The organism is Bradyrhizobium sp. BRP56 (genome assembly GCF_020194035.1).
In the GTDB taxonomy this organism is placed as follows: domain Bacteria; phylum Pseudomonadota; class Alphaproteobacteria; order Rhizobiales; family Xanthobacteraceae; genus Bradyrhizobium; species Bradyrhizobium australafricanum.
Window position 1 is genome coordinate 127,103 of sequence record NZ_JADYVV010000004.1, and the last position, 23,172, is coordinate 150,274.

Here is a 23,172-nt window from a genome sequence, read left to right on the forward strand (position 1 = left end):
GATTTCGAGCACATAACCAGAAGCGGGCAATCGACGTGTGGACGCAACCATTTTGTTCCTTTGGAGCCTGAGTCCGATTGATGCCTGTGCTTAACCCGAGTCGCCGTGGCCGGGCCAGCAGGTTAGTGGGAGGCATCTCCTGCTATCGATGGTGCGATGCGCGGTGACAGGTTTGACGAACACTAACCGCCAAGAATTGCGCGAGCCATCAACACATCGATCACGGCCTGGGCCATTTGCTCAGGTGTCTGCTCCATGGTCCTGAGATGAATTTCGGGTCTTATCGGCGCTTCATAGGACGCATCGATGCCGGTGAAGTTCTTGATCTTACCGGACTTCGCCTTTGAATAAAGACCTTTAGGGTCGCGACGCGCGCATTCTTCGATCGGCGTATCGACAAAGACTTCGACAAACTCCTCCTTGCCGACCAGACTGCGTACCATGTCTCGTTCGGCCCTGTGGGGCGATATGAACGAACAAATTACGATCAAGCCACTGTCCGCCATCAGCTTGGCAGCTTCCCCGGCACGCCGAATGTTTTCCATGCGGTCCGCCTCGGAGAAGCCGAGGTCCGCATTTAATCCGTGCCGCAGGTTGTCCCCATCCAGCAGCATGGCATGCCGGGACATTGCGAACAGCTTTTGATCGACGATGTTGGCAATCGTCGATTTTCCCGCGCCTGACAGGCCGGTGAACCAAATGATGCAAGGCTTCTGGTTCTTGAGGTCGGCCCGCTCCTTGCGTCCCACTGCAACGGGTTGCCAAGCGATGTTGGTCGCCCGCCGCAGTGGGCATGCGATCATCCCGGCCGCGACCGTACGGTTTGTATACCGGTCGATGACGATAAATGATCCGGTCTTGCGATTGGCCTCGTAAGGATCGAACGCCGCAGGCCGGGTGGTTGAGATATTGCAAAAGCCGATCTCGTTAAGGCCAAGAGTCCCGGCTGACAGGTGCTCCCGTGTATTGACGTCGATCCGATGATTGATCGCGCTAATGCTACCGGCTGTGGTCTGCGATCCAATGCGCAGAATGTAATTGCGCCCGACAACGAGCTGGTCCTCATCCATCCAGATCAGATGAGCGGCGAATTGATCGGCGAGCTCCGGCCGCTCGTTCGGACGTGCCAGGAGATCGCCACGGCCGATATCGATTTCGTCTTCAATAGTGATCGTGATTGCATCGCCGGCCTCGGCGCAGGACAGATCGCCGCCCTGCGTCACAATCCGCCTGACGCGCGTGGTCCGTCCAGACGCTGCGACGACGATGTCGTCCCCCACCGAGATGCTTCCCGAGGCCACGGACCCGGCGTAGCCGCGGAAATCCAGGTCCGGCCGGTTTACCCACTGTACCGGAAAGCGGAAGGCCTGCCCGGAGCTGTCGCACCGGATATCAATACTCTCCAACTGGCCGAGCAGGCAGGGACCATCGTACCAGTGGGTGTTGCCGGAGCGGTCGACGACATTGTCGCCGTGCCTGGCAGAGATCGGGATCGGAACGATCGATTCGAAGCCAAGATCGCTGGCAAAGGCCACATAGTCGGCGACGATCCGATCAAAGGTCTCTTTGCTGTAGTGGACGAGGTCGATCTTGTTCACCGCCAGGACGAGATGGCGGATACCAAGGAGCGAACAGATGAACGAGTGGCGCTTGGTTTGGACCAGCACGCCTTTGCGGGCATCGATGAGGATGATAGCGAGCTGGGCATTCGAGGCGCCCGTTGCCATGTTGCGAGTATACTGCTCGTGGCCGGGCGTATCGGCCACCATGAACGAGCGCCGTTCCGTCGCAAAGAAACGATAGGCCACATCGATCGTGATGCCCTGCTCTCGTTCGGCCTCAAGCCCGTCGACGAGCAGCGCGAAATCGATCTCACGGCCGGTCGTGCCGTGCTTGGCGCTGTCCCGTTCCAGCGCCGTCATCTGATCATGGTAGATCATCTTGCTGTCGTGCAGCAGCCGGCCGATCAGCGTCGACTTCCCGTCATCCACCGAACCGCACGTGATGAATCGCAGCTGATCCTTCGGCTTGGCCTGGACAGACTCCGTTATCGCTTTGACAAGCATCAAAAGTAGCCTTCCCGCTTCTTTTTCTCCATCGAAGCGGCTTCATCGGCATCAATCAAGCGCCCCTGGCGCTCCGACACCGTCGCAGTCTGCATCTCCGCGACGATGTCTTCGATCGTCGTCGCGTCGGATTCAATAGCCCCGCTCAACGGATAGCAGCCCAGCGTGCGGAAACGGATCATCCGCATTTGCGGCGTCTCGCCAGACAGAAGCGGCAATCGTTTGTCGTCGATCATGATCGTCGCGCCATTTCGACGCACGATCGGTCTTTGCTTTGCGAAGTAGAGCGGGACGACCGGAATCTTCTCGCACATGATGTATTCCCACACGTCGAGCTCAGTCCAGTTTGACATCGCAAAAACGCGCATGGTTTCGCCTAAGCGAATCCGCGTGTTGAACAGGTTCCAGAGCTCCGGCCGCTGATTGCGGGGGTCCCACACGTGCCCGGACGAACGGAAGGAGAGTATCCGTTCTTTTGCGCGGCTCTTTTCCTCATCACGCCGGGCGCCGCCAAAGGCGGCATCGAATTCGTGGAAGTCGAGCGCCTGCTTCAGGGCGTCGGTCTTCATCACCTGGGTATGAAGCGCGGAGCCGGACTCGATCGGATTGATCCCGCGCGCGATGCCCTCCTCGTTTACATGGACGATCAGATCGAGGCCGAGGCGCTTGGCTGTCGCATCTCGGAAGCTGATCATCTCGCGAAACTTCCAGGTCGTGTCGACGTGAAGCAGGGGAAAAGGCAGTTTTGCGGGATAGAAGGCCTTGATCGCAATGTGCAGCATTACGCTCGAGTCTTTTCCGATCGAGTAGAGCATGACCGGCTTTTTGAACTCGGCGACCACGTCACGCATGATTTCGATCGATTCAGCTTCGAGACGGCGCAGATGTTTCGGCAGCATGTGTCTTCTACGATGCGGGATCTCTAGTTCGTTCAGTACCGCGTTGCCTTGCGATAGGCCCGATAGGCGTTGCAGCGATCGGCGCCTGCCATAGCGCATCGGCGTCCACCGGGTCAAACAGCGGATAGCGCTCCATCCTTCGTCGGCGTCTGCCAGTATCCAATCGAAGCGCGGCCGGACACGCGATCCGGTCGACTTACTTCCGCTTGCTAGCTAGACAACGAGCTCGATAAGGCAGGCAGCACATTTTGACCATAATCCTGAGGGGGTCATCGCTCATGATTGCTGCGCCCCTCCTCGAGCCGTACGATCTCGCCCCGCAGCGCCTCGATAACGGCGTCGCGATCCCGAACGGCCTCTTGCTGGGCACCTCGATCCGATTCCGAGGCCAAGAGTGCCATGCGCAACTGCGCCGCCATCGAACTCGTCAGCTCCTGATTTTGGTCGAAGTCGGTTCCGGATAGATGCTGCGGATCGTGCCCTGTGGATGCATCTGGTGTGAAGCAAGAGTTCTCGATTGGCTGCCGAATGCCAGGGGTCAGCTTACCGGGGTTGGCTGGAATGTTCGACCATGCCCGTTCCCTGCTGAGGCGCAGATCCCACCACAGCGCGCCCTTTATCAACCACTCCGGCTTGTTGTGCGTGCCGCAATTCCGCTCCATATCCGAGCTGTATCATCAACTCGACGCCGATCAGATCGGTTATCGTTTGCATCTCTTCGATGCCCAATTGGACTTGCCACGCGTCGACAGACTTCTCATCGACGGTCCTTCTTTCAAGGATTTTCCGATCTCCAAAGCTGCTGGAGTGAAGATAATCGGCCCGAGCCGTCGACGTAGCTGCAGAGTCTTTTGGATCACAGCCAAGGCCAGCGATGAGACGCTGAATTTCCTCCTCCGGACACGCCGCCAGGCGTTCGTACTGCACCACCATCGTCTGCCGGCGATCGCGGTGCGCAGCGAGCTTGGGCAAGCCGAGAACCAGGTCAGCAAGCGAAGTGGCAATGCTGTCAGGCAGACGGAGCATGAGATCAGCAAGCGAGGACAAGCTGACCGAACGGGAGCTTTCCGCCTGAAGGGGGATTCCCCAAGTCGACTTCAGGGATGCGGCAATGGCGTAGGGATTGCGCATCAGAAGAATATGCGGCGCTTCGGGATAGAGAAGATCCAAATAGTCGAGGACCATCCAGTAGCGTGGTGTCTTGTCCACGATGATGCGCTTGCCCGCCGAGGACAGATACGCACCGTACGCCGCATCCGCAAAGGCACGGCTGACCGCAGCGCGATCGATCCGGCCCAAGAACTCCGAAGTTGCCGTTTCGATCAGAGATGTTCCGGCCGGGTGACGATGGTCCACCCTGCCAAACGCCTCAAGAGCCAGCATGAGCCAAGGCTCTGGTGGAGCTGTAATTTCCGGATGCTGTTGGAGCAGATGCGCCAACAGCGTCGTTCCGGACCGTGGAAGGCCGAGCAGAAAGCAGACCGTGGCCCCGCGGTTTGCATCCTGGCTCAAGATACCGCTCCCGACGTGCTCGAGGAAAGCGAACCCCGGACCACACACCTGTTCGCTCGAGGACGACGGCGGCCGCGCAATTTCCCATCGGCCGATCGCTCGCGACACTTTGCCATACGAGGAGGGAGGCGCCTGCAATTCATGGTCTGAATCCGTCGAAGTGATGAATTGCGCAAGCTTTTTTGGCAATTGCAATCGGCAGCTTGCGACTACTCGCAAGGCTAGTTGTGACCAAAAGACAGCTCAACTATACGAAGGCAAGCCGCCAATATGGAATCGGATGACAAGACTATACTGCGGTTTATCGGGTAACCCCCACACAACACTGTTGGCGAATGCGTGAAGCGACGACACGAGCCCCGGCAACCGAGCGGCAAGGCGTATCGTCTGGCTTCGGATGCAATTTGCATTGGCTTCGATGATAGCCCACCGGCGGACCTCGTTGTTGAACTTGCCTTGTCGCTTATCGATTGCTTTCTGCACAATCGGCCCGATCTCATCGAGGCTGATGGTCTGCGCCCGACAACTCGCGGTGCTGGTCATTGCAGTCCGACCGCGTGTGAAGAGCAAGTCGTCTCCCCTTTAATCAGACGGAAAGCGACGCGTCGAGATCTCGCGACACGCGGCGCAGACGTTCTAACGTTCCTCGCTCGAGACTTTGACGGCTCGATGATACAGCAAAGGAGTGAACAAGCCGGCGAGTAGCCAATGAGGCAGACCATGGACGTCTCGTTGGTAGGAGCATCAATCTTACCGGCGTGGTATCGATCCCGACAAAAGCCGCCCGTGGATAGCCCTGGTTCGTCAAGACAATGAGCGCGGTGTTGCCGAAACTGCTGCGGCCAGCTCATGATTGGCACGCTCCCCTTTCGTCCGTACCGTACCAAGTATTTGATCTACCTGCCCTTACGGCGTTGTTGTCAGTACTCATTCGCGCTAAGGGAAGCTGGTAAAGGATGGAACCAGAGCTTCGATGCCGCCGGATTTGCCTGGCCCAGCAAACGCGCTTGGCAGTATCTCTACTGACGAACTGGAGACGATCCGGCCGTTCATGTGGGAGATCAGATCGATCAGTGCGTGGCTCGAAGAGCTTGCGAGATCCCGAGCCGATGTCCTTGGCATCACCGGGCCACAGTGGATGATCCTGATGGCCGTGGCCTATTTGGGGAAAGAGAATGGTGTCCCCGTCAACATGGTGTCAAAGTTGATGCACGTCGATCCATCCTTCGTCACGACCCATTCAAAGCTGCTCGAGAAAAATGGATTCCTGCGACGCAAGCACTGCGCAAGCGACGCTCGGGTCGTGCAGATGACGCTGACAGCCAAAACTCGTAAACGTCTGGCATCTTTGGCACGGCAGGAAGCACTGAATGAGCTCGCTTCTGATGAATTCGGGGTTAACGGATCAAGCGAGTTCATTGCCGAGCTGGCCGCAGTCAGGCGTCGTCTGGAGAAGGTCTACCGCGAGAGCGGTTCTGGCCTTCCGAAGACCAAACGCACGTCCGTCAGAAATGATGCCACGTAGCCATGTCAACGCTTCCAGTCTTCGAGTTTTCCTTGAAGCAGCGCGAACGAAGGTGGTTGTGGTCCGTGCATACCGACGAGGGCAAGCAGATGATGACGGGCTCAGGGCGCAGCCGCTCGGCCGCCAGATATCAAGCCAACCGAGCGCTGTTTTTATTGCTGCTGAGCGCGCCGTATCGTTCCGACGCTCGAGCTCACCAGCAGGCTGGGCGGGGCACTCTTGCGCCCAAATGATCTTCGAGGAACGCCCCACTCGCAATGTTGTTTCCATCGGCTAACCCGTGGGCCCATGACTGCGCCGCGTCCCACTTTTGCAGAATCCACTCTTAGGCCATAACGACAAACCTTCTTAACTGTGGGCAGCCAAAGGGGCCACCGCAGTAACAACGAGGTAGCTGCGAGCCGCCCCCTGACCAAAGCTCAACATTCTCGAGCAGTTTCGGGCGCGTCCTTCGTACAGACCTCGATGTTGCGGGAGTTGAATCTCGCGCTTAAGCAAATCGCGCAGAGCTGGCGTAGATCTGCAGGCTCATCTGACTTAGCGAGTCACCAGCTTTTTGCCGAGATATAGCCACAAAGCGCTTTCTAAAAATCTCATCGAAGATGCCGGACGCTCGAGGCCGCTCCGCCATCGCCAGGCTCCAACCAGCACGCGGCGTGAAAAGCCTATCTTCATCTGCAAATCGATCGTCGCTCGAACCTGCGAAGATCTTGACGCACCGCCGATCGCGGACACACACGCTCTGCCCTGTGTTGGAGAAGCTCCTTGTCGAGGCAACCCACCGTAACGTCATAGGCGACAAGCTCTCCTCTGATCAGCCAGCTGAGGACTCCGGGACCTCGTCAAAGCTGGCCGGCCGCAGAACCAAGCGGCCAGTCCTCTGGCAGGTACACGCCGAGAAGCAGACCAGACGTTCGTCGTACCAGGAATGCAGACTGTACTCACTGAGCTCGCTGGATTCGATCACCTCACTTTATAAAGGTCCGACAATGCTAAGTTCTTGGACAGCAGCAACAATCGCGGCGCTGAAATCGATAGGAAATTAGCCGGGCTCGAAGTTGGTTGATCAACGGTTGGGCCGAACCACCTGTTGCGACACAATCCAACAGCCAATAAGGGCGGCCCGGGAGCCGCCCTACTGTCGCAATCGACAGCGCAGCCCAATTAGCTACCGCTGATGTCCCAGTCCGATTCCGAGATGTAAGGCCTTCTGGCGTAGCGCACCGACAGAGCGTTTAGTCATTTTTGATATTTTTGTGACCGGGGTCCGAGCCTTTGAATGGACCTTGAGTTCTTTGATATCTGCCTTAGTCCACTCGCGCCGCTTAACGCGTTTCTTGGTTGCTTTTTTCACAATGAATGCTCCTTTTGAGAGGAGCGGCTTCTAACATATTTTTTTCACAGCGACGACCGTAAAAAGGAGGCAAGCATAGAACTCCCGCAAAGGTGCAAGGCTCTGTCATGTGTTCAGAAGCAATAGCTACAGCGCCTTGCCCGTTGTTAGTTTCGTGGAGGTTTTCGTATCGAGAAATTTGGCCACGAATTGGAGTATCCAGTCTCCTAATTGACACATCGTTGTTGGAACCCAGCAGGCTGTTACAAGTCTTTGAAACACCATGAGAAAGCGAATTGCGATTAGCCAGAGGACTTCAGGTAGGGTCGAGATTTGTATCCAGCTCAGAGGGATCAGGCATTGAATCCGGCAGACACCGTCGCGCTCTCATACTATGGTCATCGATAGCGAGTGGGCCACTGAGCAGCCGCGGCTGATCACGGCGCGTTGCCGCCATCAACAGGCTGCTAACCGTCCGACCTTCGCCTGTCCCACAGTTGCGGCGGTGGACCGCCTGGACGGGCGAGGTAGTACTCGCGTCGACGCCCGCTTCCACAAATGCGCTGGTCCATTGGCACTATTTGGATCGGTACTGGAGGCTGATCGGGCTCCTCATCGGCGATGGCGCGCCAGGCCGCGCCGTCGAGATCGTCATATTGGCCGCTCTGCAGCGACCACAGAAAGCCAAGCAGACCGAGGAAGCCGAGTGAAAGGGCGAGCGGAACCAGATAGATCAGCACTTCCATCAGAGGGCCTCGCCCCTTCGCGCCCGCAGCGCGTTAAGCATGACCAGTATCGACGAGCATGACATCGCCGCCGCGGCAATCAGCGGCGTCACCAAGCCGGCGATCGCAACGGGCACAGCCAGGACGTTGTAGACGACAGCAAGACAGAGATTTTGCCGCATCAGCCGCAGCGCCCCGCGCGAGGCAATGACCGCCATCATCACGGGCCCGAGATGCTCACCGAGGAAGATCGCATCAGCGACCGCCTGGCTCATATGGGTGGCGGTGACAGGCGACATCGAGGCATGGGCTGCTGCGAGCGCGGGCGCGTCGTTCAAGCCATCGCCGACCATCAACACCTTGTATCCCCTGCTCGTCAGATCTTCGACCCGGGCGACCTTGTCCGTCGGCGAGACGTTGGCCCGCCACTTGTGAATGCCAAGCGTCTCGGCCGCCCGCCGAACAGCCGGCTCGCGATCCCCGGAAACGATCTCCACCATGATGCCAAGGCGTGCGAGGCTTGTGACGACCTCGACCGCGTCCGGCCGCATCCTTTGCCTGATGGCAAAGACATGCCTCGCCTCGCCGTGGCTGAACGCGACGACGGAGGCCTCGGGATGATGGCACAGGATCTCGTCAGCGAGGCTGTCAGCGCCGCAGAACGCGGGGCGGCCCAGCCGGATCGGCGCGCCCTCATAGTAACCGCGGACGCCCCGTCCCGGCTCCTCTTCGATATCGGCCAACGGCTCGTTTGCGCCGGCAGCACGCGCCAGGGCGGCGGCGACCGGATGGCGGCTCGACAGCGCCAGCCGGCCTGCCAATTTGACGACATCCTCGGGAATGCCGGCGAGATTGGCGACATCGAGTTCAGGCAGCGTCAGCGTCCCGGTTTTGTCGAAGATCACCCGATCCACCTCGGCGATACGCTCGATTGCATCCCCGGCATTGAGCAGCACGCCGGAACGGAACAGTGCGCCAGCGGCCACCGTCTGCACCGCGGGGATAGCCAGACCCAGCGCGCAGGGGCAGGTGATGATCAAGACTGCGATCGCCGTGACCACCGAATCATGAAAGGTGGCGCCAGAGGCAAGCCAACCCAGCATGGTGAGGAAGGCCGTGATGTGAACGATCGGCGCATAGAGCCGCGACGCGCGTTCGGCGAGGCGCAGATAGCGCGAGCGCGCTTGCAGGGCATGATCGAGCAGCCTGGAAATCTCAGCAAGCAGTGTGCCGTCCGAGGTCGCCGCTGCACGGACGCGCAGGGTGCCGGACCGTACCAATGTGCCGGCGAACACCGCGCTGCCGGGCGTCGCGATCGCCGGCAAAGTCTCGCCGGTAATAAGGCTTTGATCGATCTCGGAGCTTCCCTCGATCACGTTGCCGTCGACTGTACAGCATTCGCCGGGGCGCACCAGCACGATGTCCCCCGGTTTGATCGCCGCCACCGGAACGGTTCTGATCTCAGTCGGGCTAATGAACTTCGCCGCGGTCTCCGCCTTGAGTGCTGCAAGGTTGCTGGCGAAGGCGCGTGTGCGTCGCCTCATGTTCTGGTCAAGATAGCGACCTGCGAGCAGAAAGGCGATCAACATGATCGCCGCATCGAAATAGGCGTGCTCGGCATGAGCGATGGTCTCGATCACCGACGTCGCCAGGGCGAGCAGGATGCCGATGCTGATCGGAACGTCCATATTGGTTCCGCGCGCCCGCAGCACGGCAAAAGCGGAAGAGAAGAATGGTTGCGCACAATAAGCCGCGGCCGGCAGGACGATCAGCGCGGAGAGCCAATGAAAGAAGTCGCGCTGTTCCGGCAGCATGTCCGAGACATTTCCGGACCATACCGGGATCGACAGCATCATCACGTTCATCGCGGCAAAGGCGGCGACGCCCAGCCGCCGCAGCAAGTCCTGCGCTCTCTCCGCCTCCAGCGTCTCCGCATTGTCCCGCTGGAACGGATATGCCCTATAGCCTAATTCGGCGAGCCGCTTGACAAATAGAGCTGGATCGAGCGCTCCGGCCTTCCATTCGAGCGCCAGCCGATTATCGGTGAGGTTCACGCGTGCCGAGGTCACATCCGGAATGCTCGACAGATTGCGCTCTATCTTGCCCATGCAGCCCGCGCAACTGATCCCCTCCACCGCAAGGTCAAGCTGGAGGCGGCCCGCGCCTGTCCTCTTCAGAAAGTGAGAAAAATCGATGTCGGACTGCATGTGCACACGCTCTCAGTTCAGGACGATGCGGTTCTTCGACAGAAACATGCGGCGGCCGTCATCGTCGCCCTCGATCACGAGATCCCACTGCCCGACAGCGACGCCCGAGGCGCTGCCGCGGTAGATCCCAGCATTGGCCTGCGAGACATCAATCGCCCGATCGGCCCGGCGGTCGACCGGGCGCTCGAGGCGGGCCACGAAATTCATTCCGGCGAGAGGCGCACCTAGGCGGTCGAGCGCCTCGATCGCAAGCTCAGCTTCACCATCCGACTGCCGGTGGATGTATACCTGCACCTGCCAGTTTCGCTCGTTCTGCTGCCGTGCCGAGATGATCTCGCGCTGATAGGCGAGGCTCGCACGATAGGCGCTGTCAACCTCCGTCCCCGGCAGCGTCACGATGGCAAAGCGCATCATGACCAGATTGGCGCCGATCACGACCGAAAAGAACGCAAGAATCGCGATCAGGACGAAGCGCCCGGTAATGGGCCACGTGACTTGATTTGATGCAGTCATGGTCACATCCCGTCAGTGATCGTCAGGGAAGAACGAAATGATCCGATGCGGAGGCTACCTCGCCGAGGCCAAGGTCGGTGACCCGAATCCTCACCGGCATCGAGCGTTCCGCCATGCCGTCAACCGGCGCTGTCAACAGCACACGCAGTTCTGTCGTCGTATCGCGAGCCAGGACGATCATCGGCCGATCCACGGTCACCGAATCGGAGCCGACGACGTGGACGGACGTCTTGGGCGGCCCATCGATGTCGATGGCGATTACCCGATCGAAGTCGCGCCTGTTGAGCAAACGCACGGTATAGGCGTTGCGAACCGATCCATCGCTGAGCCTGACAGCCATGGGATTACGATCATGCAGAACGCTGAGATCGAGCATCGTTCTCGACAACAACTCGTAAACCATCACCGCGCAGATGACCGTGATCAAAAAGGCATAAACGAGCGTGCGCGGGCGTACCGGCTTGAACAGCTCTGGCTTGCCGTCCATCCGCCGGCGGATATTGATGTCGTTGTCGTAACCGATCAGGCCGCTCTTGCGCCCAATCTTCTTCATGACGGCATCGCAGGCATCGATGCACAGCCCGCACTGGATGCAGCCCAGCTGGGCGCCATTTCGTATATCGATCCCGGTCGGACAGACCGCCGCGCATTGATTACAATCGATGCAGTCTCCGACCCTTTCGCCGCGTGCGCGCAGATCGAATGATTTCTTCAATGAGCAGCGCTGCTCGCCGCGGTCGTATTTGTAGGCGACATTGAGGGCCCATTCGTCGGTGAGCGCGGCCTGGATGCGCGGCCACGGGCACATATAAACGCAAACCTGCTCGCGCATGTAGCCAGCCAGCAGATATGTCGAAGCGGTCAGGATCCCAATCCAGATATAGGCGGTTGCGGGCGCTTGGAACGTTGCCAGATCGTGCACCAAGGTCGGCGCGTCGGCGAAGTAGAGCACCCAGGCGCCGCCGGTCCACCAAGCAATCATCAACCAGATTGCGTGCTTCAGCACGCGCTTTGCCGCGCGCCCTGCTGTCATCGGGCGCGCGGCGGCCTTCAGCCGCTCGCGACGGTCGCCCTCGACCCAGCGCTCGACCGCATAGAACAGGTCGGTCCAGACCGTCTGCGGGCAGAGATAACCGCACCAAATCCGCCCGCCCAGTGCGTTCATCAGGAACAGCACGATGGCAGCAAGCACGAGCAAACCGGTGAAGTAATAGAGCTCTTGCGGCCACAGTTCAATGAAGAAGAAGTAGAATCGCCGGTTTGGAAAATCGAGCAACACCGCCTGGTCGGGAGCGCCGAGGCCACGATGCCAACGCACGAAGGGCAGCAGATAGTAGATGCCCAGACACACCACCATCAGCCGCCATTTGATCGTGCGGAAAGTACCGCGGACGCTCTGCGGATAGACCTTCCTATGGGCTGCATAGAGGGGTCCATCCTCGTCAATCACCGGCGCATCGAGCGAAACCGTCTTGTTTGCGGTAGGCTTCATGACCGACCTTACATCGGGCGCGGATGGCTCGCGATGATCCTGGGTCACCGGCGCGCAGGTTTTGCGGCGCATCTCGCCTATTGTCCGCCGCCGAGCGAATGGACATAGACGGCAAGTGCCCTGACTGTGACGGGATCGAGCCGCCCGCTCCAAGCCGGCATGATGCCGGCGCGGCCATAGCTGATGGTCTCGACCAGCGTGTCCTGGTCCGAGCCGTACAGCCAAATCCGGTCAGTCAGATTCGGTGCGCCGAGCGCCTGATTGCCTTTGGCGTTCTCGCCATGACAGACCGCGCAATTCTCGGCAAAGATCTTGGTGCCGGCCGCAGCATCGAACTTGGCTACCGTGGTCAGGCCTGACAGCGATCGCACGTAGTTTGCTACGGTGACAATCTCGGTTTTCGTGAGGATGCCGTCGCGGCCAAAGGCCAGCATTTGTCCCTCATGCGCCTGGGCATGCCCGGAACGTGCGCCGAACTGAATGGTCTGCAGGATCTGGTCGAGCGATCCGCCCCACAACCAGTCATCGTCATTGAGATTCGGATACCCCTTGGCACCCGCGCCACCGCTCCCATGGCATGGCGCGCAATTGTCCGCGAACACCGTCCTGCCGCGCGCGCGGGCCAATCCCAGCAGTGCCGGATCCTTCTCGATCTCGGTAAGAGACGCTTTGCCCAGCACGGCCATCTTCTCGCCGCGCAGCTTCTCAAGACCTGCAAGGTCGTTGACGACGCTGGCGCGGGTCGAATAATCAAACACGCCTGTCGTGTAGCTTGAGAGGAGCGGCCATGCCGGATAAACGACCCAGTAGCCTATCGCCCAAAGGATTGTGGCATAGAAGCTCAGAATCCACCAGCGCGGCAGCGGCGTGTTGAGTTCCCTTATACCATCCCATTCGTGCCCCGTCGTGGAGCGGCCGGAGATGTGATCGATGTCGTTGTGCTCGGTCATGATCTGTCAATCCCCGCGCAGCGGCATGCGCGCCGCAGAATCAAAACGCCTCTTGTTGCGAGGCCACAGCGCGTAAACGACGATGGCTATGAAGATGCCGACGAACAGCGGCGTCCAGAGCGTCACGACGAAGCTCGATGCCAGGCTCTCGATGGAAATAACCGCTTTCATCAGAGGATCCTTCAGCGCAGATTGGCTTTTTCGTCGTAGAGCTTGAAATCGATCAACGTGCCGAGCATCTGCAGGTAGGCGACGAGCGCATCGAGTTCAGTCGGATTGCCGGCCTTGCCGTCGAAATTGCGCACAGCGGCCTTCGGGTAACGCTTCTGGAACGATTCGACGTTCGCGCTGTCAGGATCGAGCTGCGTCTTCATGTCGGCGACAGCGTTGTTGATCTGGTCCTCGCTATAGGGGACGCCGATCGCCCGATTGGTGCGCAGATGTGCGACCATGTCGGTCAGGTCGACCTCGGTGTTCGCCAGCGACGGATAGCCCGGCATCACCGATTGCGGCACGATCGCGCGCGGATTGGTCAAATGCGTGACGTGCCATTCATCGGAATATTTCCCGCCAACACGTGCGAGGTCCGGGCCAGTCCGCTTCGAGCCCCATTGAAACGGATGGTCATACATGCTCTCAGCGGCCAGCGAGTAATGCCCGTAGCGTTCGACCTCGTCGCGTAACGGCCTGATCATCTGCGAGTGACAGACATAGCATCCCTCGCGTACGTAGATGTTGCGGCCGGCAAGCTCGAGCGGCGTATACGGCCGCACGCCGTCTACGGCCTCGATCGTGCTCTTGAGGTAGAACAACGGCGTGATCTCGACCAGGCCACCGATCGCTATCACGGCAAGGATGCCAGCGATTAAGATGATCGAGTTCTTCTCAAAGATTTTGTGTCGGTTCCAGAGCGACATGCGATGACCTATTCCGCGACCTGGAGCGCTCGAGCGTCCTGGATTTGATCAGCTTCCCGCGCATTCACCGTCATCCAGAGATTGGCGGCCATGATCAGCGCGCCGATCAGGAACAGTGCGCCACCCGCGGCACGGATGATGTAGAAGGGATGCATGGCCTCGACCGACTCGATGAACGAGTACTCGAGGAAACCGAGCGAAGTATAGGCGCGCCACATCAGCCCCTGCAGGATGCCGGACACCCACATCGCGGAGATGTAGAGCACGATCCCGATCGTGGCGATCCAGAAGTGCCAGTTGACGAGCTTGAGGCTATACAGCTGTCGATTCCAAAGCCAGGGAATCAGACAATACAGCGCGCCGAATGATACGAAGCCAACCCAGCCCAGTGCGCCCGAATGCACATGGCCGACCGTCCAGTCCGTGTAATGGCTAAGCGAGTTGACGACCTTGATTGCCATGGTGGGACCTTCAAATGTCGCCATGCCGTAAAAGGCAACCGAGACCACGAGCATACGAAGTACCGGGTCGGTGCGGAGCTTGTCCCAGGCGCCCGAGAGCGTCATCATGCCGTTGATCATGCCGCCCCATGAGGGCATCCACAGCATGATCGAGAACGTCATGCCCAGCGTCTGCGTCCAGTCCGGCAGGGCGGTGTAGTGCAGATGGTGCGGTCCGGCCCAGATGTAGAGGAAGATTAGCGCCCAGAAATGGATGATTGAGAGACGGTAAGAATAGACCGGCCGCTCGGCTCTTTTCGGAATGAAGTAGTACATGATCGCCAGGAAGCCGGCGGTCAGGAAGAAGCCGACCGCGTTATGGCCATACCACCACTGAAACATGGCATCCTGCACGCCGCCCCAGGCAATGTAGGATTTCGAACCGAACACCGATACCGGCAATGCAGGATTGTTGCCAAGGTGGAGCACCGCAATGGTGACGATAAAGGCGAGATAGAACCAGTTGGCGACGAAGATATGCGGCTCCTTCCGTTTCAACAGTGTCGCCACGAACACAATGAGATAAGTGATCCAGACGATGGTGAGCCAGAGATCGGCGTACCACTCCGGCTCGGCATATTCCTTCGACTGGGTGACACCGAACAGATAGCCAGTGCCTGCGATCAGAATGAAGAAATTATAGCCAACGACCACAAACCATGGCGCAAGATCGCCAGCCAGACGGGTGCGGCAGGTCTTCTGCACGACGTAGAACGAGGTCGCGATGAGCACGTTTCCGCCGAACGCAAAGATCACAGCCGATGTGTGCAAGGGCCGGAGCCGACCGAAACTCGCCCAGGGCAGATCAAAATTCAGTGCAGGCCAGGCAAGTTGCGAGGCGATCAGCAGACCGATGGAAAAGCCCGCAATGCCCCAGAACATCGCCAGCACCGAGGCGAATTTGATCGGACCGAGATTGTAGTTCGGTCGGCCATTGATCTGCGCCGGCGGTAATTGCGCCGGCCGTTCATAGTAGCGATTGAGGATGACGCCCGTGGCGGTCAGACTGGCGGCGGAAGCCAGCAATGCGTGGAAGGTAAACGCAGAATCGTGCCCCATCGCTCCGGCGAAAAAGAAGACGTAGGCAGAAACTGCAAATACCGACATCAGGCCTGCCTCACCCATCGTCGTGGATTTCGAGGCAAAGGATGGGCTTGTCATGGCTTGGCCTTCTTGAAAGCGGGATGCTTGGGGAATTATTTCCGGCGAGCTAAGCGATTGGGTTCATCAATCGCAAAAGCGCTGCGGGAGGCCGTCGTCGACCTCACGACCGAGCGCGCGCAGGGTTTGTTCGTTGGGGCAGTCTTTCAGCGGATTTCGATAGTTCCCTGTTTGGAGGTTGGCGACGCAACGGGCTTTGGCCTGACATAGGCCGCATACTCGCTGCAGATCGCGCAGTACGTCGCCATGGCGGGCGGCAAGCGCATGCTCGGAAAAACCGGCAAGTGCGAGGCGCTTGCTCAAGAGTTCGGGAGAGCCCGGACTTTGTGCCAGGGTTCGAAAAGCGGATGTAGACAGATTAAGCTCGCGCGCGATCGCATCGATGTCCTGCGGGCTCAAGCAAGCCAGCTCGGACGTCCGAGACAGGCTCGCTCGCAATCGGCTGAGCAAATTCCTAAACCGCCAAGGACTACCGATATGTGCAGGTTGGCTGACCATGTGTCATGTCCCTCGAAGCAGCCATAGCTGCTGGAGGCAGGTTTGTTTTTGACCTGCATCAAATGTAAGAGCAAATCGTTCGATCCGGATCGCTCTACCCCGGGGCGCCTGCGAGACTGCGCCGAGGCCCATTTCGTGTTGCGGGCAACAGCCCGCCTGCCGCATTAGCGACAGCATCGCGAGCTCCTTCGAATCGACTCGGCGCGATGTTTTAAAAGATCGCGCTTGAACTCGCGGATTGACCATCGCTATGAAATTCGCAAGGACCTGCGCTAGCCGAACTAAGGCTAGCCGCCCCATGCCGGGGGCAACGCAGGCGGGGTTCGAAGCTCCATCGCATCCGCGAAAATGGTCCAATCGCGGACACCTTTTTGCTTGCAAAAGTCGCTCTCCGCTTGCTGTGCAGCAGCACTCAGCGATGCGGCATCGACCTTGAACGCTGCCTGACAGGCACGATGCTCGTGGCCGGTATCGTCACAGACGGTCTTAATGAAGCGAACGTTAAATGAAGGCATGACTACCCTCTTGCGGTGGGTTTGCTTATCCCTGCCTATTCTGCCATTAGCGCGCGGAGAGTATTTGATTTGTCTCAAGCAGCATCCAAAGTAATCGGTCACTTACCGTGACAGAGACTGTTCTGACGCGTGCTGGCGGCCCGGCATGTCGTTAGCCAGACCTGCGTCCCCGTGATCGTGAGCAAATGGGGCGAACCGCCCCTATCTCGCGCCTGACGACCCACCCTGCCGCCGCAATGGCAAAGCCGATGACCAAGCTCGCCGCAGCCAAGGTTTCGATAAGGCCAAGGTTCAGGGCTTCCGCGCCAAAGCCTATGGCTGCGATCAGCGCCGGCAAGACCACCGACAATGCGAGGCGAGCAATCACTAAGGGTCTCCTATGCGCCTCTCGCATCATTGATGACACGTGTGTCATGGTCCGATGCGCGTCCAGTGCGCTTCAACATTCGCATGATTGCATCGCCTCTATTTTGATTTCCATCAATCCGGCCGTTCCAGGGCTTGTCGTGATCAAGGCGCGAGGCGAGCAAATCATCTGAACGGGAACATGTTTGGCCCCTGTCCTGCTCGCGGCAGCCATACGCCGTCGGTCGTTCTAGACGCGCATCGCTTTTTTTGACCTGGATCAATACTTCAGCGGCGGCCGAGCGATAGAAACGATCTCCAGTCAAGGTCAGACATATGGCTCACAGAAAGACTTGGCGCCCCATCATCTTTTCGTGCTCAAATACGGGCGACTGTGTTCAAGCACTGCTGCCGAACGACGCAGTCGAGCCAAGCGCCAACGACCTGCACCCGGTAACCTGCATCGCCTGCGATGGTGTCCACGTCATCGACCCGCGGACCGGCCCGACGCGCGGGGCCGAGCGCAGCTAGCCGATCCGTCCCACGACCGACGCCGTAGCAAGGAGATGTCCCACCAACAAAGGATGCTCGATATGACAGGCCACGGCGAAACTCGCTCGGCGACGGGCCCAATTGTGGGCCGCGGTCCAGTCCAGTTTCTGCAAAAACCCGATCATGACCAACCCGGGAAGGCTTGAGCAGGTCCGGATCAGTTCGACCGAAGGTGGCAAGGTGCTTCGTAGCATCAATCCCGATATTTGGATCGGCGAGAGGGTCATGACCCAGCACGATGGGTTCGACGATGCCTCCGCCGACAGACCCGAGGCGGCGACTGCTGCGATCGAGACCGCGCGCCGCCTGCGCAGTGTTGGGCTGAACCAGGTCGCGGGGCGGACAAACGATGTGGTTCGTACTGTCTGAAAGGTTACTTGAATTTGTCAGTCGGCGGCGATGAACACCGTCCAGGATCTAATGGCAACGTGACGTGGGAGCGGATCGAGACGGCGCCCTTCGATCGCGACCTTGAGATTGGCGTGATCGAGGGCAATACCATTCATCGGCTGGTCTTCCCTTGCCGCCGCATCTTCGGCGGCTGGATCAAGGCGAAGACCGGAGAACACGTCGCTGTGCAGCCCACGCACTGGCGCATTTGGTTCAAATAGCGATGGCTATCCTGCAACAATATAACGGCGAATTGACGCGCGTCTTTACTCCGGTGGCCCTCCCGCGGCCAAACGATGTAGGATCGATCGAATGAGAGGGTCTGCCGGCAAATATGTCCGACCACATCTGGTATCGCTATGGTACTGCCGCGGCAGCCGCCGCGCTCGCCCTCGTGCTCCGCGCGGCGCTCAATCCGTATCTCGATGACCGCTCATTTACGATCATCTACCTTCCGGCGATCGTTTTTGCCGCTTTCGCCGGCGGCCGCGGACCAGCGAGCTTCGCGACCCTGCTCTGCCTCGTCATCAGCGCGGCATTTCTTGGGAAAAGCCTCATCACCGTTTCCGCAAACATGATCGATATTGCCGCATTTGCGGTACTAGGTCCCATGCTTGGCTTCATGGGCGACCGGCTGCGGCAGGAATCGGAGCAGGCGCGGTATCGGCAAGCTCATCTGCAGTCGATCCTGGACACCGTACCGGAAGCCATGATCGTCATTGACGAGAAGGGTATCATTCGCTCGTTCAGCGCCGCGGCAGTGCGTTTATTTGGCTGGTTGCCGGACGAAGTGGTTGGAAAGACTGTATCCAAGTTGATGCCGCAGCCCTACCGGGCCGAGCATGACCGCTACATTGAACGTTATCTGACCACCGGCGAGCGGCGCATCATTGGCATCGGTCGCATCGTGGTGGGCGAGCGGAGCGACGGCTCGACCTTTCCGATGGAACTTTCCGTCGGTGAGGCCAAAGTGCGCGGCGAACGCTTCTTCACCGGCTTTATCCGAGACCTAACCGAACGGCGGGCGCAGGAACGGCGGCTGCAGGAGCTGCAATCTGAACTCGTCCATGTGTCGCGGCTGACCGCCATGGGTGAGATGGCATCGTCTATTGCCCATGAAATCAACCAGCCGCTCTCCGCCATCACAAACTACATGCGCGGCGCAAAGGTCCTGCTGGCGTCAGACAGGCCGAACGCCAATCGCATTGGTGATGCACTCGAACACGCCGTCCAACAGGCTCTGCGCGCCGGCGATATCATCAAGCGTCTGCGGGAGTTCGTTGCCAAAGGCGAGACGCAGCATTCTGTGGAAAATCCGCTCACGCTACTTGAAGAGGCTGTAGCGCTGGCCCTACTCGGCGCCAAGGAACAAGGCGTGCGGGTGACGATGCGCAGCGACCGCGATCTGCCGTCAATGATCGTAGACAAGATCCAGATCCAGCAAGTCGCTCTGAACCTGATACGCAACGCGATCGAGGCGATGGCTTCCTGTCCGCGCCGCGAATTGACCGTCGGAGTCAGCAAGGTTGGTGGTCTCGCCAGGTTTACCGTTGCTGATACGGGTTCCGGCATCAGCCCTGATGTCGCCGACCGCCTGTTCCAGCCCTTTGTCACGACGAAGGAACACGGCATGGGTGTTGGACTATCAATCTGCCGGACAATCGTGGAATCCCATGGCGGCCACATCGTGGCGGAAGCAAATCCGGCTGGCGGCACGATCTTTCAGTTCACGCTGCCATTTGCGGACGTCGGTGAAGAAGCATGACCGGGCGGCGCATTCTTGTGATCGACGATGACGCCGCGATGCGGGATTCGCTGGCGTTTCTGCTTGATATTAGTGGTTTCTGGGTAGCAACCTACGAGACCGCGACCGAGTTTCTCAATGACATTGCAAGCGGTCCGATCGACTGCGTCGTATCAGACATCCGCATGCCAGGAATGAGCGGCCTCGAACTGGTCCGCAAGCTGAAGGCCGATCGCCTCGACTGTCCGGTCGTCCTGATAACCGGCCATGGTGATGTATCACTCGCAGTTGAAGCGATGAAAGCGGGTGCGGTCGATTTCATCGAGAAGCCGTTCGAGGACGAGGTGCTGTTGCGTGCCATCAACGCTGCTTTGGAAGCGCGGCCAACGAAGCCAGACGATGACGCAGCGAAACTGCAGGCAGAAGGGCGCCTTGCCGACCTCTCGTCGCGCGAACGTGACGTCCTGCAGGGACTATTAGCCGGCAAGATCAACAAGGTCATCGCCCATGATCTTGGCATCAGCCCCCGGACGGTCGAGGTTTATCGCGCCAACCTGATGGCCAAGACCAATGTACGCAGCATGTCCGAGTTGATGCGGATTGCCATCGCCGCAGGATTCTAGCAGGGGCGCGAGCGGCACGGTCCAGGCGACAAACAGTGGTTCGAAAGATCTTGCAGAATTCGTCCAGGAATGATCCTCAATCGCGAGCATGGCGCGCCTTAAAAACGTATTGCCCAGCGGAGCCTTGAGCACAGGCCAGGACCACAGACCGGCAATGGAGAAAATCAAGACGAGCCCAGCGAACGATGTACCCGCACGTCGCGCTGCCGCCCGCCCTCCGTCTGCGACAATGTCCTCGCATGCCGCTGATTGATTCCCCGGCAGCCGTTGGAGAGGCTTGAGCATTGGCGTATTCGGCTTCGCCGCGGACTAACCAGCCGCGCATCATCTTCCGTACTGGCCATCCTCTCAGTGTACCTGTTGTCGATGAGGGTGAATGTCGAGCAGGGAACGGGGAGAATCGACGGCATCCGCGATCTCGGGCCGCCCCCGAATCGGTGCAGCAAAAATCGCTGTGCACGAATCGTGCAGGATTCGCAGTTGACATGAGCGATGCAACACATGCCATGCTGCTTCTACTTGGCATCGGACTCTGCGCGAACTGTCCGTGGCCGGTTTGATCCTGCCTAACTAAATCGGCGAGCGTATGAAGCAGATCAACTGTCCGGCCCAGATTTGTGCTCCGATCGGCAGCAATCCTTTAACGCCCGGAGAACGGCAATGTTCGGGAACATATTGGTCCATCTTCCCACGGAGCTCCCGGTGCGGGCTGCGGTGAACGGTTCGATTTCCTTCGCACTGAGCACGGGCGCGCATCTTGACGTTGTGGCAATCGGTTATGAGAGGACCATTATTCCGCTCGCCGCACTCAGCGGGGTGGCCGTCACTTCGGTCTTTGAAATCGAGCAGGCGCGTGCGTTGGAGAGAGCCGAAGCGGCACTTCGTGTCTTTGATCTGCGGGCAAGGAGCTCCGGCATTTCTTATGCGAGCCGCGCGCTCAGCGCGGTTCCAGCGGAGGCGCGTCGAAGCATCTGCGCCAGCGCGCGAGTGCACGACATGACTATCGTCACGCAGCCCCAGAGCGGCTACGAGAGCTATGACAACGTTATTCCCAGGGACATCCTGCTCCAGGCCGGTAAGCCAGTTCTGTATCTGCCAAGCGTCATCCACGGCTCTTTTTCGGCCAGACGAATTGGGATTTGCTGGGACGGCAGCCGCCTTGCTGCCCGCGCGTTGCACGACGCGATGCCGCTGCTGCGCGAAGCGGACGCGCTGACCATCATCGCGATGACTGATGCGCACAAGGTCCCGGCGGAGAGCTCCGCCGACCATTTGGGACGGTATCTTGAAAGGTCGGGCCTTCCTGCAAAGATCGTGTCGCTCCCAGCATCCCGGTCGGTGCACCGCGCCCTCCTGTCGCTTGTGGCGGACGAAAGCCTCGACCTGCTGGTGATGGGCGGATACGTCCGCTCTCGGCTGCAGGAAAGGCTGCTCGGTGGCATTTCGGGAGATCTGCTTCGTGCAAACGTCATTCCGGTTTTGATGTCGCACTGAAGGCAAGAATTATAGATGCGATATGCCGCCAGATGCGCCCCGAACCCAGTCGATGGGCGAAAGGGCGAGGCACCAGCCGCCCGCCGATCTGGAGAACAGGAGCGCCGTTTGTCCCGGCTTTCGCGGGCCCGCCGTCGCTCCATCGACGAGGCGGGGCGAAACCGCTGAACATGCGCCGCGGTTTTCGAACGTTGCACGTACGCTGCCGGTCTAGAGCAGCGGGACAATCTGGTCACCGCCCACCCGAGCTCAACTTCAAGCCGAACGGCCGCCAAGTCAGAATGCAGCTTCCTCATTCAAACGCGGCTGGTCGGCTTTGAGCTGCATTCGAGCTACCGAAAGGCTGCGTCGTCCCATCGAGAGTTCATCTCACGGCTTACGTATAAATACTTAGTGGGTTCTACTTAGGGGAAACATCCAAATTTTCCAGTTCATCAGAAGCGGCCAATCTCCGCTCGATTGACATTTCGAAGATCGAGTCCGCCATGTACGCTCAGGCCACGAGTATTCACGAGATCAGCCATCATGCGAGCAGCGTCTTGTGCAGGCAATCTCGTACCTATGGACCGTTTGGTATGGTCGCGACCCCGATGCGATTCGCTCGCAATAGCGAGATCTACGGCGAGGACGAAGCAGCCGAACACCTATACCAGGTGGTATCGGGTGCTGTACGAACCTACAAGATCATGGAAGATGGGCGTCGTCAGATTGGTGCGTTTTATCTGCCCGGTGACATCTTCGGCTTTGAGGCCGGAGACAGCCATATCGCTTCGGCGGAGACGGTCTGTGAGACGCACCTTTTGATGGTAAAGCGCAGCGCCCTCATCGTTCGCGCCAACCAAGATTGCGAGCTCACAAGGCAGCTCTGGGACGCGATGGCGCTTGAGCTCCGCCGCTTTCAGGAGCATCTGATGCTTTTGATCAGCAGCGCTGAACAGCGGGTCGTGGCATTTCTGCTCGATATGTCTCGTCGTACTACGAAGAACGCTGCGATCGAGCTGCCGATGTCACGGCAGGATGTTGCCGACTACCTTGGCTTGACGATTGAAACAGTCTCGCGCACCCTCACTCAACTCGAGCAGAATGGCGTGATTGCCTTGCCGACCTTGCGCCGAATCGAGTTACGTAACGACAAACTGCCGAGCCGCGTTGCACAGAACTTGGGCTAAGCTCAAGAGGCACTGTGAAATGCGGACTTCCTTGCACCGAGC

21 protein-coding genes and 1 pseudogene are annotated in these 23,172 nt (G+C 59.1%); 9 read left to right on the forward strand and 13 right to left on the reverse strand.

The features are described from left to right. Nucleotides 1–182: 182 nt before the first annotated feature. On the reverse strand, nucleotides 183–2,066 hold the full coding sequence (cysN, locus tag I6F38_RS05030) for a sulfate adenylyltransferase subunit CysN (protein WP_225159286.1): 1,884 nt from the start codon (nucleotides 2,064–2,066) through the stop codon (nucleotides 183–185). Further along, complete coding sequence (gene cysD, locus I6F38_RS05035; protein ID WP_225159287.1) at nucleotides 2,066–2,965, reverse strand: sulfate adenylyltransferase subunit CysD; 900 nt, start codon at nucleotides 2,963–2,965, stop codon at nucleotides 2,066–2,068. The genes cysN and cysD overlap by 1 nt, the downstream gene beginning before the upstream one ends. A 278-nt stretch (nucleotides 2,966–3,243) precedes the next feature. Here cysD and I6F38_RS43940 point away from each other — a divergent pair, with 278 nt between their 5' ends. Next, nucleotides 3,244–3,429: a hypothetical protein gene (locus I6F38_RS43940; protein WP_276573469.1), complete on the forward strand. Its 186-nt coding sequence runs from the start codon at nucleotides 3,244–3,246 to the stop codon at nucleotides 3,427–3,429. Nucleotides 3,430–3,508: 79 nt separating this feature from the next. Here I6F38_RS43940 and I6F38_RS05040 read toward each other — a convergent pair whose 3' ends face one another. Continuing rightward, nucleotides 3,509–4,477, reverse strand: a complete 969-nt coding sequence (locus I6F38_RS05040; protein WP_276573470.1) for a sulfotransferase — start codon at nucleotides 4,475–4,477, stop codon at nucleotides 3,509–3,511. Between the two features lie 973 nt (nucleotides 4,478–5,450). Between I6F38_RS05040 and I6F38_RS05045 the strand changes: the two genes are divergently transcribed. Next, a complete protein-coding gene (locus tag I6F38_RS05045; RefSeq protein WP_225159288.1) occupies nucleotides 5,451–6,002 on the forward strand; it encodes a MarR family transcriptional regulator in 552 nt (183 codons plus the stop codon). Nucleotides 6,003–7,934: 1,932 nt separating this feature from the next. Here I6F38_RS05045 and ccoS read toward each other — a convergent pair. From ccoS to I6F38_RS05095, 10 genes and pseudogenes are all read right to left on the reverse strand, one after another. Further along, nucleotides 7,935–8,081: pseudogene (gene ccoS / locus I6F38_RS05050) on the reverse strand (cbb3-type cytochrome oxidase assembly protein CcoS); the annotation flags it as partial. After that, the gene (locus I6F38_RS05055) at nucleotides 8,081–10,267 is read right to left on the reverse strand and encodes a heavy metal translocating P-type ATPase (protein ID WP_225159289.1); all 2,187 of its coding nucleotides are present in this window, start codon (nucleotides 10,265–10,267) and stop codon (nucleotides 8,081–8,083) included. The pseudogene ccoS and the gene I6F38_RS05055, both read right to left, overlap by 1 nt. A gap of 12 nt (nucleotides 10,268–10,279) precedes the next feature. Continuing rightward, on the reverse strand, nucleotides 10,280–10,780 hold the full coding sequence (locus I6F38_RS05060) for a FixH family protein (RefSeq protein WP_225159290.1): 501 nt from the start codon (nucleotides 10,778–10,780) through the stop codon (nucleotides 10,280–10,282). A 22-nt stretch (nucleotides 10,781–10,802) separates the two neighbouring features. Further along, complete coding sequence (gene ccoG / locus I6F38_RS05065; protein ID WP_225159342.1) at nucleotides 10,803–12,272, reverse strand: cytochrome c oxidase accessory protein CcoG; 1,470 nt, start codon at nucleotides 12,270–12,272, stop codon at nucleotides 10,803–10,805. A 77-nt stretch (nucleotides 12,273–12,349) separates the two neighbouring features. Continuing rightward, nucleotides 12,350–13,222, reverse strand: a complete 873-nt coding sequence (gene ccoP / locus I6F38_RS05070; RefSeq protein WP_225159291.1) for a cytochrome-c oxidase, cbb3-type subunit III — start codon at nucleotides 13,220–13,222, stop codon at nucleotides 12,350–12,352. Nucleotides 13,223–13,228: 6 nt separating this feature from the next. Next, entirely contained in the window at nucleotides 13,229–13,393 is a 165-nt protein-coding gene (locus I6F38_RS05075) for a cbb3-type cytochrome c oxidase subunit 3 (RefSeq protein ID WP_225159292.1), read from the reverse strand. 11 nt (nucleotides 13,394–13,404) lie between these two features. Continuing rightward, complete coding sequence (gene ccoO, locus I6F38_RS05080; RefSeq protein ID WP_225159293.1) at nucleotides 13,405–14,139, reverse strand: cytochrome-c oxidase, cbb3-type subunit II; 735 nt, start codon at nucleotides 14,137–14,139, stop codon at nucleotides 13,405–13,407. 8 nt (nucleotides 14,140–14,147) lie between these two features. Further along, nucleotides 14,148–15,800, reverse strand: a complete 1,653-nt coding sequence (gene ccoN / locus I6F38_RS05085; protein ID WP_026192393.1) for a cytochrome-c oxidase, cbb3-type subunit I — start codon at nucleotides 15,798–15,800, stop codon at nucleotides 14,148–14,150. A 66-nt stretch (nucleotides 15,801–15,866) separates the two neighbouring features. Next, nucleotides 15,867–16,199, reverse strand: a complete 333-nt coding sequence (locus I6F38_RS05090) for a hypothetical protein (RefSeq protein ID WP_125459132.1) — start codon at nucleotides 16,197–16,199, stop codon at nucleotides 15,867–15,869. A 386-nt stretch (nucleotides 16,200–16,585) separates the two neighbouring features. Then, nucleotides 16,586–16,813 carry a hypothetical protein gene (locus I6F38_RS05095; RefSeq protein ID WP_075968369.1) on the reverse strand — a complete coding sequence of 76 codons (228 nt, stop codon included), beginning with the start codon at nucleotides 16,811–16,813 and terminating at the stop codon, nucleotides 16,586–16,588. 248 nt (nucleotides 16,814–17,061) lie between these two features. Here I6F38_RS05095 and I6F38_RS05100 point away from each other — a divergent pair, with 248 nt between their 5' ends. The 7 genes from I6F38_RS05100 to I6F38_RS05130 all read left to right on the forward strand — a co-directional run bounded on the left by I6F38_RS05100 (nucleotide 17,062) and on the right by I6F38_RS05130 (nucleotide 23,130). Further along, entirely contained in the window at nucleotides 17,062–17,352 is a 291-nt protein-coding gene (locus I6F38_RS05100) for a hypothetical protein (protein WP_225159294.1), read from the forward strand. A gap of 481 nt (nucleotides 17,353–17,833) precedes the next feature. Beyond that, nucleotides 17,834–18,079, forward strand: coding sequence for a hypothetical protein (locus I6F38_RS05105; protein WP_225159295.1), 246 nt, complete (start codon nucleotides 17,834–17,836; stop codon nucleotides 18,077–18,079). Nucleotides 18,080–18,087: 8 nt separating this feature from the next. Next, on the forward strand, nucleotides 18,088–18,321 hold the full coding sequence (locus I6F38_RS05110; RefSeq protein ID WP_311990172.1) for a hypothetical protein: 234 nt from the start codon (nucleotides 18,088–18,090) through the stop codon (nucleotides 18,319–18,321). A gap of 113 nt (nucleotides 18,322–18,434) precedes the next feature. After that, nucleotides 18,435–19,865: a PAS domain S-box protein gene (locus I6F38_RS05115; RefSeq protein ID WP_225159296.1), complete on the forward strand. Its 1,431-nt coding sequence runs from the start codon at nucleotides 18,435–18,437 to the stop codon at nucleotides 19,863–19,865. Further along, nucleotides 19,862–20,467 (forward strand): response regulator FixJ, encoded by a 606-nt coding sequence (gene fixJ, locus I6F38_RS05120; protein WP_225159297.1) that lies wholly within the window; start codon nucleotides 19,862–19,864, stop codon nucleotides 20,465–20,467. Before I6F38_RS05115 ends, fixJ begins: the two co-directional genes overlap by 4 nt. A 660-nt stretch (nucleotides 20,468–21,127) precedes the next feature. Further along, nucleotides 21,128–21,961, forward strand: a complete 834-nt coding sequence (locus I6F38_RS05125; RefSeq protein WP_225159298.1) for a universal stress protein — start codon at nucleotides 21,128–21,130, stop codon at nucleotides 21,959–21,961. A gap of 485 nt (nucleotides 21,962–22,446) precedes the next feature. Continuing rightward, the gene (locus I6F38_RS05130) at nucleotides 22,447–23,130 is read left to right on the forward strand and encodes a helix-turn-helix domain-containing protein (RefSeq protein WP_225159299.1); all 684 of its coding nucleotides are present in this window, start codon (nucleotides 22,447–22,449) and stop codon (nucleotides 23,128–23,130) included. Nucleotides 23,131–23,172 lie beyond the last annotated feature (42 nt).

Excerpts from the sequence above, each read along its gene's own strand:
- ccoO (WP_225159293.1), bottom strand. The coding sequence starts at position 14,139 with ATGTCGCTCTGGAACCGACACAAAATCTTTGAGAAGAACTCGATCATC.
- I6F38_RS05055 (WP_225159289.1), bottom strand. The coding sequence starts at position 10,267 with ATGCAGTCCGACATCGATTTTTCTCACTTTCTGAAGAGGACAGGCGCG.
- I6F38_RS05075 (WP_225159292.1), bottom strand. The coding sequence starts at position 13,393 with ATGAAAGCGGTTATTTCCATCGAGAGCCTGGCATCGAGCTTCGTCGTG.
- I6F38_RS05100 (WP_225159294.1), top strand. The coding sequence starts at position 17,062 with ATGACCAAGCTCGCCGCAGCCAAGGTTTCGATAAGGCCAAGGTTCAGG.
- I6F38_RS05060 (WP_225159290.1), bottom strand. The coding sequence starts at position 10,780 with ATGACTGCATCAAATCAAGTCACGTGGCCCATTACCGGGCGCTTCGTC.
- ccoN (WP_026192393.1), bottom strand. The coding sequence starts at position 15,800 with ATGACAAGCCCATCCTTTGCCTCGAAATCCACGACGATGGGTGAGGCA.
- I6F38_RS05095 (WP_075968369.1), bottom strand. The coding sequence starts at position 16,813 with ATGCCTTCATTTAACGTTCGCTTCATTAAGACCGTCTGTGACGATACC.
- I6F38_RS05105 (WP_225159295.1), top strand. The coding sequence starts at position 17,834 with ATGACCAACCCGGGAAGGCTTGAGCAGGTCCGGATCAGTTCGACCGAA.
- I6F38_RS43940 (WP_276573469.1), top strand. The coding sequence starts at position 3,244 with ATGATTGCTGCGCCCCTCCTCGAGCCGTACGATCTCGCCCCGCAGCGC.
- I6F38_RS05130 (WP_225159299.1), top strand. The coding sequence starts at position 22,447 with ATGTACGCTCAGGCCACGAGTATTCACGAGATCAGCCATCATGCGAGC.
- ccoP (WP_225159291.1), bottom strand. The coding sequence starts at position 13,222 with ATGACCGAGCACAACGACATCGATCACATCTCCGGCCGCTCCACGACG.
- cysD (WP_225159287.1), bottom strand. The coding sequence starts at position 2,965 with ATGCTGCCGAAACATCTGCGCCGTCTCGAAGCTGAATCGATCGAAATC.
- cysN (WP_225159286.1), bottom strand. The coding sequence starts at position 2,066 with ATGCTTGTCAAAGCGATAACGGAGTCTGTCCAGGCCAAGCCGAAGGAT.
- fixJ (WP_225159297.1), top strand. The coding sequence starts at position 19,862 with ATGACCGGGCGGCGCATTCTTGTGATCGACGATGACGCCGCGATGCGG.
- ccoG (WP_225159342.1), bottom strand. The coding sequence starts at position 12,272 with ATGAAGCCTACCGCAAACAAGACGGTTTCGCTCGATGCGCCGGTGATT.
- I6F38_RS05125 (WP_225159298.1), top strand. The coding sequence starts at position 21,128 with ATGTTCGGGAACATATTGGTCCATCTTCCCACGGAGCTCCCGGTGCGG.
- I6F38_RS05045 (WP_225159288.1), top strand. The coding sequence starts at position 5,451 with ATGCCGCCGGATTTGCCTGGCCCAGCAAACGCGCTTGGCAGTATCTCT.
- I6F38_RS05115 (WP_225159296.1), top strand. The coding sequence starts at position 18,435 with ATGTCCGACCACATCTGGTATCGCTATGGTACTGCCGCGGCAGCCGCC.